Genomic DNA, 12,814 nt, shown 5'->3' with positions numbered 1-12,814 from the left:
GCTCAGCAAAGGCTCCGGGATTCCAGGCAGGGTGTGATGAACTTGGGAGTCGTGCATGGCGGCATCATGCCACGGCAGTTTCAGGGCTCAGCGCCCACATTGCGAGGGCGAGGGCCGGCCAGTTCTGGCTGCAGCTTGAGCCGCTGCGGACTGGCATAGCAGACAAAACGTTTGTTGGTGGCACGACCGATAGCGCACAGGCCCACCGTCTGCGCGACCTGGTGCCCCATCTGCGTGATGCCGCTGCGCGAGACGACGATGGGGACCCCCATCTGCGCGGACTTGATGACCATTTCGCTGGTGAGACGGCCAGTGGTGTAGAAGACCAGACCTTCCCAGCCGGGATCCGTCAATGAAGCGCCGACGACGCCCTTCCCCTCTTCACCAGCCGGGGCCGCGGAACCGGCTTCGCCGGGCCGCAGGCGCAGCACCCCCTCGGGGGGCAGCGAACCACACGAAGTGGGAAGCGTGGGGGCTCCATCTTCATCAGCCGGGGCCGTGGAACCGGCTTCGCCGGGCCGCAGGCGCAGCGCCCCCTCGGGGGGCAGCGAGGACACGTCAGTGCCGAGCGTGGGGGCCATATTGATAGCCATCCAGCCTGCGATGGTGTCGATGGCGTTATGACGGCCGACATCCTCCACGAAGAGCAGCATTTCAGGATCGCCCCCGGTCATCGCAAACAATGCGCAGGCATGCACCGAACCGGCGGATTTGTAGGTCGTCTCTTTGAGCCGTATGGTGTTGACGAGCGAATACAACTGGGCTTGCGTCATCTGCGCCCCGGCAGGCAGCACGATGCCGTCGACCTCGTCCATCAGGCCGCCGAACACACTGCCCTGCCCGCAGCCCGTGGTGACCACGCGGCGCGAGGTTTTTTCTTCAATATCTTCAATGCCGTGGCGCGTCTTGACGGCGGCCGCGCCCACATCCCAGTCGACCGTAATGGACTCGATGTCTGCCACGTCTTTGACCAGCCGCTGGTTGCGCAGGTAACCCAGCACCAGCAATTCGGGGTGGGCGCCCAGCGTCATGAGCGTGACGAGTTCACGTTTGTCGACGTACACGGTGAGCGCACGCTCGGCGGGGATAGCGATTTTTTGCACCTCGCCGTACTCGTTGACGGCGTCGACCTCGCAGGTCAGCGCCGCCTGGGCATGGGTCATCCGAGGCAGGCTTTGCAGGCGTGAAGAAGGAGGTGTCGAAGCGCGCATGAGGGAAGACTACAACAAAAAAGCCGGCCCCTCGCGGGGTCGGCTTATAGAGCCTGTCTACGATCTAAAAGGGGCCGCGTTGGAGTGCAACCGGGATGAGTGGGCCGACCGGGAACGCCGCATGGGCTCATGCCCATGCAAGGGCTCGGGTGGCTCAATCGCCCGATTTCACCCCAACCCGGAGGGCAAGTGCCTTCTCGGGCGGTCTGCGGCGTTGCGGCGCTAGCCCATAGCTGGCTATGGGCGTCGCACCGCGCCTTGCATCCCATCCCGAGAAGGTGCTTGCGCGGTCCCTTTTAGATCGTAGACAGGCTCTATACCGGGACGGATCAGGACTTCTTGGCCGGGTTTCCGACCGCATCGGGTTGCTTGGTACTGGGCGGGCTACCGGCAGTGCCTGCGGGCGAATGCGCGCCGGCCGCTTCAATCGGCTTGGCTGCGGGCGGGGTGTAGGCGAAAGGGCCGGGGTCGGCGCAGGCGGGTGCAGCAGCGGCTGGCTTCGTTTCCTTGCCGGCGGCTTTGGCCGTCTTGTAATAGCTGGCGGCAACCTTGTCTTGCGACTTGCACAGCAGGTAGGCCTCCACCTTGCCCGTCCACGCGGTCTTGGCGGCGGCTTCAGCGGCCTTGGCCTTGGCTTCGTCACTCAAAGGAGGCAGCTTGGCCAGCGATGCGGCTGACGCGACGGCCAGCAAGCTCATGATCAGGAGTTTTTTCATCGTTGAATCCTCATTCGGGGTCTGTTAACGCTATGCCTGGACCGTCTGACCGGGCGGATCAACAGGCTTGGTGCGCTGGGCCGGGATGGTTCCGGCCTTGACATCGTCATACCAGTATTCGTGGTGCTCGCGCGCCCAGGTCTCGTCGACATAACCGGTGCGCATGGCCTTGTATGCGCCCTGCATGCCGATGGTGCCGAGGTAAATATGACCGAGGAACATGCACATCATGAGCACGGTGGCCACGGCATGCACCATGTGTGCAATCTGCATGGTGGAGCGCTCGTAGATCAGGCCCGGCAGCAGCTTGTCGAGCACAAAACCCGAGGACACCACCACGATGCCGAGGAAGAACACGCCGCCCCAGAAGATGAGTTTTTCACCAGCGTTGAAACGGTTCGAAGGCGGTTCTTCGCCGCCCGTGATCAGGCCACCGCCTTTGGCCAGCCAGTGCAGATCGCCCTTCTGCGGCCAGTTGTCGCGCAGGAAGGTAAAGAACACGATCACCAGCGACACTGCGAACAGCGGGCCGGCAAAGTTGTGCATGGTTTTTAGCACCCATGTGAGCCAGCCGAAAATCGCACCGCCGAGCACGGGCAACAGGAAGAACTTGCCAAAGGCCATCACCAGCCCCGAGATGGCCAGGATGGAAAACGCGATCGCATTGGACCAGTGCGCAGCGCGCTCAAAGGGCGTGAAGCGCTCGATCTTGCGGCCGGTATCGGCGCCGTGGGTCTTGATGGTGCCCTTGCTGTAGTAAAAAATCGCGATGGCGAGCAGCACGATCAGGAAGAGTGAGCCGCCGTAGGGAATGATCCAGTTGTTGCGCACCTGGCGCCAGGCTTCGCCGGCGTTGGTCAGGCGTGAGCCGGGATACTGCACAAAAGGCTGGATCAGATTGCCGGCTTCGGGGGCCTCGCTTTTAGGCAGGCTGCTGTAGCCGGTGACGCCTTCGCCGACCTGGCGCCACATGGGCGCGTTGTTGCCGGGCTGTACCTTGGCTCGTTCGCCGTTGGACTGCTTGGCATAGTTCGGGTCGGCGCTGGCCTCGGGCTTGACTTCAAAGATGTTCTGGCCCTGGATACCACCGGCCGCAGGAGCAGTTGCCTGCGCGGGTACGGCAACCCCCGCAGCCTGCGGAGCGGCGGCGGGCTGCTTTGCGGGTGCCTGCGCCACAGCAAACCCCGCCAGGCTACTCGCTATCAAAAATATAGCTGTTCGTGCACGAAACATAAGGCCTCCGGTCACTATTTCGAGCTGCCGATCTTGTTGTACTCGTTTTGGCTGTTCTGCGCGCGGGCCTTCAGGCTCTGCTCCCAGCTGGTCTTGTCGCCGGCCTTCCAGCCGGGCGCTGCAAACTGGTTCTGCACGCCCTGGTAGGCTGCGCCGTCGGTTTTGACGCCGCTACCCAGGGTTTGCGGCTTGTCGCCGCAGGCCGACAAGCCTGCAACCGCGATGGTCAATGCAAGAAGGCGCATCATGATTTGGCTCCTGCAGGTGGCTGGCCAGCTTGTTTAGAGCCGTAGGCGGTGCCCCAGCCCCAGACCTCGGCGCCCTTGCCGCGTTGGACCACGCGGTTACGGAAGATGTCGGCAACCACATCGCCGTCGCCGGCCAGCAGGGCCTTGGTCGAGCACATTTCGGCGCACGCCGGAAGCTTGCCTTCGGCCAGGCGGTTGCGGCCGTATTTTTCAAACTCGGCCTGGCTGCCATTGACCTCGGGGCCGCCGGCGCAGAAGGTGCACTTGTCCATCTTGCCGCGCACCCCGAACGTACCGGAGGCCGGGAACTGCGGCGCGCCGAAGGGGCAGGCGTAAGAGCAGTAGCCGCAGCCGATGCAGACGTCCTTGTCATGCAGCACTACGCCCTCGTCGGTGCGGTAAAAGCAGTTAACGGGGCAGACGGCCATGCAGGGGGCGTCGCTGCAATGCATGCAGGCGACCGAAATGGATTTCTCGCCGGGAACGCCGTCGTTGAGCGTGACCACGCGGCGGCGGTTGACGCCCCACGGGACTTCGTTTTCGTTTTTGCAGGCTGTGACGCAGCCGTTGCATTCAATGCAGCGCTCGGCGTCACAAACAAATTTCATTCTTGCCATGGTTATGCCCTTTCGACGTTGCAGACCGTCGTTTTTGTTTCTTGCATCATCGTGACGCTGTCGTAGCCGTAAGTCGTTGCCGTGTTGATGGCCTCGCCGCGCACAACCGGTGCTGCGCCGTTCGGGTAGTACGCCAGCATGTCGGCGCCTTGCCAGCGGCCGGAGAAGTGGAAAGGCATGAACACGGTATCGGGCCCGACGCGGTCGGTGACCAGGGCCTGCACGTTGAGTCGGGCGCCGGTGGGGGTATTGACCCAGGCGCGTTCGCCGTTGCGTATCCCTTTTTCGGCCGCGACCTTGGGGTTGATCTCGATGAACATCTCCTGCTGCAGCTCGGCCAGCCAGGGGTTGGAGCGGGTTTCCTCGCCGCCGCCTTCGTATTCGACGAGCCGGCCCGAAGTCATGATCAGCGGGAATTTCTCATGCACCTTGTCGGCGATGTTCTTTTGCTGGATGGTTTTGTACAGCGTGGGCAGGCGCCAGAAGGCTTTCTTGTCGTCGTGCGTCGGGTACTTGGCCATGAGGTCGGCCCGATTGCCGTAAAGCGGCTCGCGGTGCTGCGGAATGGCATCGGGGAAGTTCCAGACCACAGCGCGCGCCTTGGCGTTGCCGAAGGGATGGCAACCGTGGTTCTTCATGACGACGCGGATCAGGCCGCCTGAAGAGTCGGTCTTCCAGTTCTTGCCCTCGGCGGCGGTTTTTTCGGCGTCCGTCAACTCGTCCCACCAGCCGAGTTTTTTCACCAGCAGGTGGTCGAACTCGGGGTAGCCGGTCTGGATGTCGGCACCCTTGGAATAGGAGCCGTCTTCCGCCAGCAGGTTTTTGCCTTCGCGCTCCACGCCGAAGTTGGCGCGGAAGTTACCGCCGCCTTCCATGACATGTTTGGAGGTGTCATACAGATTGGGCGAGCCCGGGTGTTTCATCTCGGGCGTGCCGTAGCACGGCCATGGCAGGCCGAAATAGTCGCCCGTGGTGTCGTAGCCGGTTTCCTTGTCGACGCCGCCTTTGGACTTGAGGGTCTTGACATCGAACAGGTGCATGTTGCGCATGTGCGCCTTCAGGCGCTCAGGGCTCTGGCCGGTATAGCCGATGGTCCAGCAGGTCTTGTTGATCTCGCGCAGGATGTCTTCCGGCACGGGCTCGTCCATGCCCTTGACCTTTTGCATCTTGTAGTTCTTGGAGAGCTCCTTGGCGAAGCCCAGCTTCTCGGCGAACTGGTGCATGATCATGTGATCGCTGCGGCTCTCCCAGAGCGGCTCGATCACTTTTTCGCGCCACTGGATGGACCGGTTGGACGCCGTCACAGAGCCGCTGGTTTCAAACTGCGTGGCGGCCGGCAGCAGGTAGACCGCGCGGTTGGGGTTGAGGTCTTCGGCCTTACCGGGCATGGCGGCCATGGCGGCGGTGGCCGATGGGTAGGGATCCACGACCACCAGCAGATCCAGCTTGTCCATGGCCCGCTTCATTTCCAGGCCACGCGTCTGAGAGTTGGGCGCATGGCCCCAGAAGAAGACGCCGCGCAGGTTGGAGTCCTGGTCGATGAGTTCGTTTTTCTCCATCACGCCGTCGATCCAGCGCGAGACCGTGATGCCGGGCTTGCCCATCATGGCCGCCGATGCATAGCGGCCCTTGATCCAGTCAAAGTCAACGCCCCAGGTTTTTGCGAAGTGCTTCCACGAGCCTTCTGCCAAGCCGTAGTAGCCGGGCAGCGAGTCAGGGTTGGGGCCGACGTCGGTGGCGCCCTGCACGTTGTCATGCCCACGGAAGATATTGGTGCCGCCGCCGGACACGCCGACATTGCCCAGTGCCAGCTGCAGGATGCACGAAGCGCGAACCATGGCGTTGCCGATGGTGTGCTGGGTCTGGCCCATGCACCAGACGATGGTGGACGGCCGGTTCTTGGCCATCATCTCGGCGGCCATGTAGACGCGCGCTTCGGGCACGCCGCAGGCTTCTTCCACCTTGTCGGGTGTCCATTTGGCCAGCACGTCTTCCTTGACCTTGTCCATGCCGTAGACACGGTCGTTGATGTACTTCTTGTCTTCCCAGCCGTTCTTGAAGATGTGGTACAGCATGCCAAACAGGAAGGGGATGTCGGAGCCCGAGCGGAGGCGGATGTATTCGTCCGCCTTCGCCGCGGTTCGCGTGAAGCGCGGGTCAACCACGATCATCTTGCAGCCGGTTTCCTTGGCGTGCAGCATGTGCAGCAGGCTGACGGGGTGTGCTTCGGCGGCATTGGAGCCGATGTACAGGGCGACCTTGCTGTTTTGCATGTCGTTGTACGAATTGGTCATGGCGCCGTAGCCCCAGGTGTTGGCAACGCCTGCCACCGTGGTGGAGTGGCAGATGCGGGCCTGGTGGTCACAGTTGTTGCTGCCCCACAGGCTCATCCACTTGCGCAGCAGGTAGGCCTGCTCGTTGTTGTGTTTGGACGAACCCACAACGTACACGGAGTCAGGACCGCTGGCCTTGCGCAGCTCGAGCATTTTGGCGCTGATCTCGTTCAGTGCAACGTCCCATGTGATGCGCTCGTACTTCCCGTTGACCAGCTTCATCGGGTAGCGCAGGCGGAATTCGCCGTGGCCGTGCTCGCGCAACGCGGCGCCCTTGGCGCAATGGGCGCCCAGGTTGATGGGAGAGTCGAATACCGGCTCCTGACGAACCCAGACGCCGTTTTCAACCACCGCATCCACAGCGCAGCCCACCGAGCAGTGGGTGCAGACGGTGCGCTTGACTTCAATCTTGCCTGTGCCGTCAGACGTCGTGCCGGGCGCGGCGGCGGAGGCCTTTTTGACCAAGGTCAGCTGCGTGGCCGCGAGACCCACACCGACGCCCAGGCCGGAGCGGCGCAGGAAAGCGCGGCGGTCCATGGTGGGCAAGGCGTTGGACAGGCCCCGCGAGAGGCTTTGCACAAAGCGCGCGGAACCCGCGCGATGCACGGGATGGACATCAGAGGATTTTTTCGTGAGCAGCATGAAGCTCTCCGTAGAAGGTGAAATCGGGGGCTGATCGGGCTTGAGTCGAACGCCTGCGGCTACTTGGGTGCTAGATGCGGGTGGTCTTGTAGTAGCGCTTGACGTGTTCTGAGAGGGTGTAGCCGCCCCCTTTTTCAGGAGCCGGCTTGGGCGCCGGAAGCTCGGCTTGAAGTGCCGGAGCACCCGGCAGGGCCACAATGGCCGCGGCTGCCGCGCCGGTGGCGGCTGCGCCGAAAAAGAATCCCCTGCGTGAGGGTTTTGGCTGGCTGTCCTGCATGGTGATCTCCAGGGAAGGCTTGCTGGCTATGTAACCGTTTGCATAGTACTGTAAGGCAGAGTGCTGTGCACCACAATCTTTAGCGTTGCTCAACGTCCAAGTCTAGGGAAAACGATAAGCGATCTTATTGTCTGGACGGCCTGTCAGGGTTCTTGCACCGCACGAAGCTGTCTCAATTTGAGAAAAAAGCTTTCGGCTCGACGCGCGGCGTTCAAGCCAGCATGTCGAAGCCTTGGGCCTCGACGCTGATAAAAGTCTGGGTAAAGGCCGCCAGCGCCGCATAAAACCGGGCCTTGGGATGCGCGGTGATGGCATCACACATCAGCGGCACCCAGGGCTGAACATGCCGCGAAAAAAATTCGCGCTGGCGTGTGAGATTGGCAACCTCCACATCGTCACCGGCGATCAGGTAGCGCATGACCTCGCACAAATAGGCCACATGGTCTTCCGTCTCGGGCATGGTTTCATCGCGCGCCAGGCCCAGTGCGGCAATGTCGTTGCGCAAGGCGGCCAGGGGCTTCTCGTTCAAGAAACCGCTGAGGTAGTGCGACCCAAAGAGATACACCTCGGGCTTGCCGACGCCGCCGAACAGGGCATCGTGCTCGCGCGTAACGTCGGCCAGGCTGTGCGCGCGGGCAGCGGCAACCAGTTCGCTCCACGAACTTTCGAGCACGCCACCCGTCGCGGGCGCCTCGGTCACGGCTATGCGGAGGTTTTCATGAAACTCCGCAGAAGGCGCTGCGTAATAAAGCGCGGCCAGCAAGCCATAGACTTCCGCCCGCGCGGTTTCTTCGTCCAGGGTGGAAGCGGTCAGTTGGGCTTGCGTCATGGTGGTTTTGGTCGTTTTTGCTTAGCGGATGTCAGTGATCTTGATCTCGTTCTCGGCCGAATAGATGTCTATGACCCGGCAGTCACCGCACATCTTGAGGCGGTCGGCCGCCGCGCCCTGGAACATCGCATGCCCCGCGAGCTTGCCCAGCATGGACTCGATGGCCTTGAGCGTGCCGAAGGGTTTGCTGCAGCGTATGCACTGGTATGGCTGGCTTTCGTTGAGCACACGCGCTTCCTTGCGCTGCGGTGTGAGCAGCAGGCGCGGCTGCAGTGTGATGGCGTCTTCCGGGCAGGTGGTGGCGCACAGGCCGCACTGCACGCAGTTCTTTTCGATGAACTTGAGCTGCGGGCGATCAGGGTTGTCTTGCAGCGCGCTGGCCGGACAGGCGCTCACGCAGCTCAGGCACAGTGTGCAGCTGTCGGCATTGACGGCCAAACTGCCGAAGGGTGAGCCTTTGGTGGGCAGCCCGATGGCTTCGGGCAAGGCGGCGGGCGCCTGCCCAATGAGGTGGTCCAGCGCCATGTCGAGCGTGCTGCGCTTTTCCTGCGCGACAGCAAAACGCGCCGCACTGGCGGGTACTGTGGGCCGGCCGCGCGAAAGTAGCTGCAGGTTGGTGTCCAGCGCGGCGACCGCATCGCCCCCCTCCCCGGCCTGAACCAGATGAAAATGAACGCCTGCATAGCCGAGGCCATTAAGCAGGGTTTGCGCCACACGCATTTGCTGTGCCAAACCTTCAAGATAAGCAGGAGCCTCTTCACGCGTCACCAGCACCGCCACCTGCGCCGCACCGAAGGCGATGGCGCTGAGCCACAAGTCCAGGCCCATGCTGGCCGTGTGCCACAGCGCTTGCGGGATCACGTTGGCGGGCACACCCCGCACGGTTTTCTGCAGGCGCGCGGCGCGGCCCAAGGCCTCGATGGCTTGCTGGCCGCTGGCCTGGCTGTGGAACAGCAGCACCGGTTGCGTGCCGCCAGCTTTGGCGTATGCCGACAGCAAGGTCTTGATGCGCACGCCCTGTTCGCTCGCGCGAGGGTAGGCATAGGTGAGTGCGCCTGTGGGGCACGCCGTGGTGCAGGCGCCACAGCCGACGCACAGATTGGGATTGACGACGATCTGTTGTCTGTTTTTTTCGCTGCTGACAGCGCCGGCCGAGCAGATGTCGATGCAGGCATTGCAGCCCACGGTTTCGTTGCGGCTGTGCGCACAGAGTTTTTGTTTGTAGGCAAAAAATTTGGGCTTTTCAAACTCGCCCACCATGTCGCGCAGCTTGACCACGGTAGCCAGCAGGCCGGGCGAAGCCAGGCCGGCAGACGCATCGAGGGCGAAGTAGCCTTGCGGGGGGGCATGCAGCGCTACCAGCGGTTGCGCGCCAAGGTCGAGCACCAGGTCAAATGCCTCTGTGAGTGTTTGCGGCGCACGGCTGAAGTCGATGGCGCCGGCCACCTTGCACACGGCCACGCAGTCGCGGTGGGATGTGCATTTGTTGGCGTCGACCTGATAGCTCAGGTCGATGGCACCTTCCGGGCACACGGCGACGCAGGCGTTGCAACGTGTGCAGAGATCCAGGTCGATAGCGTTGGTTTTGTCCCAGCTTGCCTCAAAAGCGCCCAGCCAGCCTTTGAGCGTGAGCCGCTCGCCGCCGATCACGGGATACCTGCGCTCTTGTGAGGGAAAACCGGCCTGCGCCTGAGGCGACACGCCCTGCGCGAAGATCGTCACGTCCAGCGTGTCGGCAACAAGAGCCGCAACCTGCTCAGCCTGGTCAAGTGCGCCCACGATAAGCAGGCGCCCTGCGCTCTTGTAGGTGATAGTGGATACCGGCTCGGCATCAGGCAAGTGCGCCGCCGCCAGCAATGCCGCGATTTTCGGCATGGCGCTTGCAGCATCTTTGCTCCAGCCGCCGGTCTCGCGGATATTGACGAACTTCACCACCGAGGTGACGCCCTGGGTTTGTTCACCCACTTCGGCAAACAGCCGCTTTTCCTGGGTGCAGGCGACGACGACATCGTCACCGGATTGCGCGGCTTTCTGGAAGGCGCCTACCTCGCGGCGGCACAGCGCCGAATGCAGCGTCAGGGTTTCATTAAGTGCCGCGCCGAGCCCCTGGGGCTGGAGCGGCATGGTCTGGTTGCAGTCGCAAATCAGTGTGGGCATGGTCTTGTTGGCTGGCACCGGCCGGGTCGGGCTGGGATTGGCTGGTTGATAAAGCGCCTGGCGCCTGCGATGAGGCTATGTCCGGGTTTTCATAGGACTGTGCCACGGTTTCGCTCACGGGGTTATTGGCGCTTTCCCGTGGCGGGTTGGCGGGGCCGTCTTGCGAGCCGGTGGCCTGCGCTTGGCCTTCGCCTTCCGCCGCACCCTGCTGGTCTTTCTCCTTGTCCTCTTCGTCATCAAAGAGATTGAGAAATTTCGCGCTAGTCATCTGCCGCAGCATGGACTCAGGGATGGGGTCGGACTTGGAGTAGTCGTCGATGTAAATGTCCAGGCCGTCCATCACATTGAAATGCGGGTCGGTAAAGAGCTGCTTCATGGCCGCGTTGCGCACATCGGGCGTCACATCGCCAGCCATGAAAGGCTTGAAGTCGGAATCTTTGGTCAGCACTTTGGCGTCAGCCAGCGTGAGCACCTTCTTTTCTGGCGGATTTTCCAGCGGTGGTTGCGGCTCTTGTGACACCGGGCTTTGCGCGGCAGGCGCATCAGACGTGTTCTCGCTCATCGCAGGCGGTACGGCCGCCACCGGCTCTTCCAGTGGTTTTCCTTGTGCGATGTCAGTCTTGCGGCGGGACCACCGCCCCAGAAAGCCGGTCGGCTCGTCAGCCATGCTGGCCTCCACCGGTTTTCTTTTCTGTGCTCACCCGCGCCGGATTGCCGAAGCGATCAGTCAGGGGCTTGAAGCTCTGCGGGCGTTGGCGGCGCTTGGCTTCGATGACGTAATGCTGGTCCACAAACTGCTGGAGCCACTGCACGATTTGAATCGGCGCAGGCACCTGCTCCACCGTTTCCTGCGCGTCGAGCCAGCGCCCGGCGTCGTGGTAGCTCAGGGTGACAATTTGCGGCACGGCGATGGGTTCATCAGCCAGCAAGGCCTCTTCTTCCATGCGCCAGACCACCCAGAAGCAGGGCTGCCCGGTGCTGGCATTGAGGTAGTAGCCTTCGGCATCGTCGGTAAAGAGCTCGACCTTGAAGCCGGGATGCAGCCAGCGCTCTTCGCGCTCATCCTTGAGGAGCAGGCGCGGCGCGGCACCAAAGGCCTCCTCGTGAGGCACGATATCGGCCAGCTCCCAGCGCCAGGGCTGCCAGCGGTTGTCGATGCGCTCGCGGCGCATGACCACGGCCACCGCGGTGCAGGGGCGGTGGACGGTGGCGTCTGTTTCAGGGGACTGCAGCAGGAAATCCGACATGCCCGCAGTGTACGGCGGCGCATAAGCCCCTGAACCAGGAAGGTCCGGCCAGCGTGAATGCCTTAGGTGTTTTTGGAGATCGTGATGGTCGGGAATTTGGCGGAGAAATCCTTGGCCTTGGCCGCCACCGTGACAGCCATCTTGCGCGCCACGGCCTTGTAGATGCCGGCGACTTCGCCGTCCGGGTCGGCCACCACGGTGGGGCGGCCGTTGTCGGCCTGCAGGCGGATCTGCATGTCCAGCGGAAGCGCGCCCAGGTAGTCCATCTTGTAGTCGGCCGCCATTTTTTTGCCGCCGCCTTCGCCGAAGATGTGCTCGGCATGGCCGCAGTTGCTGCAGACGTGCACTGCCATGTTTTCGACGATGCCCAGGATGGGCACACCGACTTTCTCGAACATCTTGATGCCTTTTTTGGCGTCGAGCAGCGCGATGTCTTGCGGTGTGGTGACGATGACGGCGCCCGTCATCGGCACGCGCTGCGACAGCGTGAGCTGGATGTCGCCGGTGCCGGGCGGCATGTCGACGATCAAATAGTCCAGGTCTTTCCAGTTGGTCTGGCGCAGCAGTTGCTCCAGCGCCTGGGTGGCCATGGGGCCGCGCCAGATCATGGCTTCGTCCTGCGCGACCAGGAAGCCGATGGACATGACCTGGATGCCGTAGTTTTCCATCGGCTCCATGTTTTTGCCGTCCACGCTTTCCGGCCGGCCTTCGATGCCCATCATCATGGGCTGGCTGGGGCCGTAGATGTCGGCGTCGAGCAGGCCGACGCTGGCGCCTTCAGCGGCCAGGGCCAGCGCCAGGTTGACGGCGGTGGTGCTTTTTCCCACGCCACCCTTGCCCGAGGCGACGGCGATGATGTTCTTGACGTTGGGCAGCAATTGGACGCCGCGCTGCACGCTGTGGCTGGCGATCTTGAACGTGACGTTGACGGAGACATTGCCCACGCCCGGCACGCCCTTGACGGCGGCAATCAGGCTTTTGCGCAGGCCGGCGATCTGGCTTTTGGCCGGGTAGCCCAACTCGACATCAAAAGACACGTCGCTGCCGCTGAGCTGCAGGTTTTTCAGGGCCTTGGTGGTGACGAAATCTTTGCCGGTGTTGGGGTCCAACACGGTTTGCACGGCGTTCAGGACGGCCTGTTGGTCCAGGGACATGGGGAAATACTCCGTTGAAACTCGTTGAATCTGACTGGGCGGGGCCGGGCGCCTTTGGGGCGGCAAGCCGGCGGGGGTGTTGGCGTGAAGTCTAACGCCGCAGCGCCCAGCCCTGGGGTCATGGGGGCTTGGCGGGGCGCCCGGCAGCCC

General features: G+C 62.8%; 12 protein-coding genes. All 12 read right to left on the bottom strand.

The window, feature by feature from the left end; translation table 11 throughout:
* Window positions 1-80 precede the first annotated feature (80 nt).
* Complete coding sequence (locus ACQ4MS_RS14285; protein ID WP_431095289.1) at window positions 81-1,163, bottom strand: formate dehydrogenase accessory sulfurtransferase FdhD; 1,083 nt, start codon at window positions 1,161-1,163, stop codon at window positions 81-83.
* 377 nt (window positions 1,164-1,540) lie between these two features.
* Window positions 1,541-1,927, bottom strand: coding sequence for a hypothetical protein (locus ACQ4MS_RS14280; protein WP_431095288.1), 387 nt, complete (start codon window positions 1,925-1,927; stop codon window positions 1,541-1,543).
* Between the two features lie 30 nt (window positions 1,928-1,957).
* Window positions 1,958-3,160: a formate dehydrogenase subunit gamma gene (locus ACQ4MS_RS14275; RefSeq protein ID WP_431095287.1), complete on the bottom strand. Its 1,203-nt coding sequence runs from the start codon at window positions 3,158-3,160 to the stop codon at window positions 1,958-1,960.
* A gap of 14 nt (window positions 3,161-3,174) precedes the next feature.
* Window positions 3,175-3,408, bottom strand: a complete 234-nt coding sequence (locus tag ACQ4MS_RS14270) for a hypothetical protein (RefSeq protein ID WP_431095286.1) — start codon at window positions 3,406-3,408, stop codon at window positions 3,175-3,177.
* Entirely contained in the window at window positions 3,405-4,025 is a 621-nt protein-coding gene (fdh3B, locus tag ACQ4MS_RS14265; RefSeq protein ID WP_431095285.1) for a formate dehydrogenase FDH3 subunit beta, read from the bottom strand. Before fdh3B ends, ACQ4MS_RS14270 begins: the two co-directional genes overlap by 4 nt.
* Window positions 4,026-4,027: 2 nt before the next feature.
* Window positions 4,028-7,000, bottom strand: coding sequence for a formate dehydrogenase subunit alpha (locus ACQ4MS_RS14260; protein WP_431095283.1), 2,973 nt, complete (start codon window positions 6,998-7,000; stop codon window positions 4,028-4,030).
* A gap of 70 nt (window positions 7,001-7,070) precedes the next feature.
* Entirely contained in the window at window positions 7,071-7,277 is a 207-nt protein-coding gene (locus tag ACQ4MS_RS14255; protein WP_431095281.1) for a formate dehydrogenase, read from the bottom strand.
* A 211-nt stretch (window positions 7,278-7,488) separates the two neighbouring features.
* A complete protein-coding gene (locus ACQ4MS_RS14250) occupies window positions 7,489-8,106 on the bottom strand; it encodes a TorD/DmsD family molecular chaperone (protein ID WP_431095280.1) in 618 nt (205 codons plus the stop codon).
* A gap of 21 nt (window positions 8,107-8,127) precedes the next feature.
* Window positions 8,128-10,263 carry a 4Fe-4S binding protein gene (locus ACQ4MS_RS14245; RefSeq protein WP_431095279.1) on the bottom strand — a complete coding sequence of 712 codons (2,136 nt, stop codon included), beginning with the start codon at window positions 10,261-10,263 and terminating at the stop codon, window positions 8,128-8,130.
* Window positions 10,193-10,930 (bottom strand): DUF3306 domain-containing protein, encoded by a 738-nt coding sequence (locus tag ACQ4MS_RS14240; RefSeq protein WP_431095278.1) that lies wholly within the window; start codon window positions 10,928-10,930, stop codon window positions 10,193-10,195. The genes ACQ4MS_RS14245 and ACQ4MS_RS14240 overlap by 71 nt, the downstream gene beginning before the upstream one ends.
* Complete coding sequence (locus ACQ4MS_RS14235) at window positions 10,923-11,435, bottom strand: DUF3305 domain-containing protein (RefSeq protein WP_431099594.1); 513 nt, start codon at window positions 11,433-11,435, stop codon at window positions 10,923-10,925. Before ACQ4MS_RS14235 ends, ACQ4MS_RS14240 begins: the two co-directional genes overlap by 8 nt.
* A 137-nt stretch (window positions 11,436-11,572) precedes the next feature.
* Window positions 11,573-12,664, bottom strand: coding sequence for an iron-sulfur cluster carrier protein ApbC (gene apbC, locus ACQ4MS_RS14230; RefSeq protein WP_431095277.1), 1,092 nt, complete (start codon window positions 12,662-12,664; stop codon window positions 11,573-11,575).
* Between the last annotated feature and the right edge of the window lie 150 nt (window positions 12,665-12,814).

The sequence above is a fragment of the Polaromonas aquatica genome, assembly GCF_050626995.1.
In the GTDB taxonomy this organism is placed as follows: Bacteria; Pseudomonadota; Gammaproteobacteria; order Burkholderiales; family Burkholderiaceae_C; genus Polaromonas; species Polaromonas aquatica_A.
This window is presented reverse-complemented; position numbering and strand designations above follow the sequence as displayed.

Coding starts and splice junctions, on each gene's coding strand:
- ACQ4MS_RS14285 (WP_431095289.1), bottom strand. CDS start 1,163: ATGACCCATGCCCAGGCGGCGCTGACCTGCGAGGTCGACGCCGTCAAC.
- ACQ4MS_RS14280 (WP_431095288.1), bottom strand. CDS start 1,927: ATGAAAAAACTCCTGATCATGAGCTTGCTGGCCGTCGCGTCAGCCGCA.
- ACQ4MS_RS14275 (WP_431095287.1), bottom strand. CDS start 3,160: ATGTTTCGTGCACGAACAGCTATATTTTTGATAGCGAGTAGCCTGGCG.
- ACQ4MS_RS14270 (WP_431095286.1), bottom strand. CDS start 3,408: ATGATGCGCCTTCTTGCATTGACCATCGCGGTTGCAGGCTTGTCGGCC.
- fdh3B (WP_431095285.1), bottom strand. CDS start 4,025: ATGGCAAGAATGAAATTTGTTTGTGACGCCGAGCGCTGCATTGAATGC.
- ACQ4MS_RS14260 (WP_431095283.1), bottom strand. CDS start 7,000: ATGCTGCTCACGAAAAAATCCTCTGATGTCCATCCCGTGCATCGCGCG.
- ACQ4MS_RS14255 (WP_431095281.1), bottom strand. CDS start 7,277: ATGCAGGACAGCCAGCCAAAACCCTCACGCAGGGGATTCTTTTTCGGC.
- ACQ4MS_RS14250 (WP_431095280.1), bottom strand. CDS start 8,106: ATGACGCAAGCCCAACTGACCGCTTCCACCCTGGACGAAGAAACCGCG.
- ACQ4MS_RS14245 (WP_431095279.1), bottom strand. CDS start 10,263: ATGCCCACACTGATTTGCGACTGCAACCAGACCATGCCGCTCCAGCCC.
- ACQ4MS_RS14240 (WP_431095278.1), bottom strand. CDS start 10,930: ATGGCTGACGAGCCGACCGGCTTTCTGGGGCGGTGGTCCCGCCGCAAG.
- ACQ4MS_RS14235 (WP_431099594.1), bottom strand. CDS start 11,435: ATGCGCCGCGAGCGCATCGACAACCGCTGGCAGCCCTGGCGCTGGGAG.
- apbC (WP_431095277.1), bottom strand. CDS start 12,664: ATGTCCCTGGACCAACAGGCCGTCCTGAACGCCGTGCAAACCGTGTTG.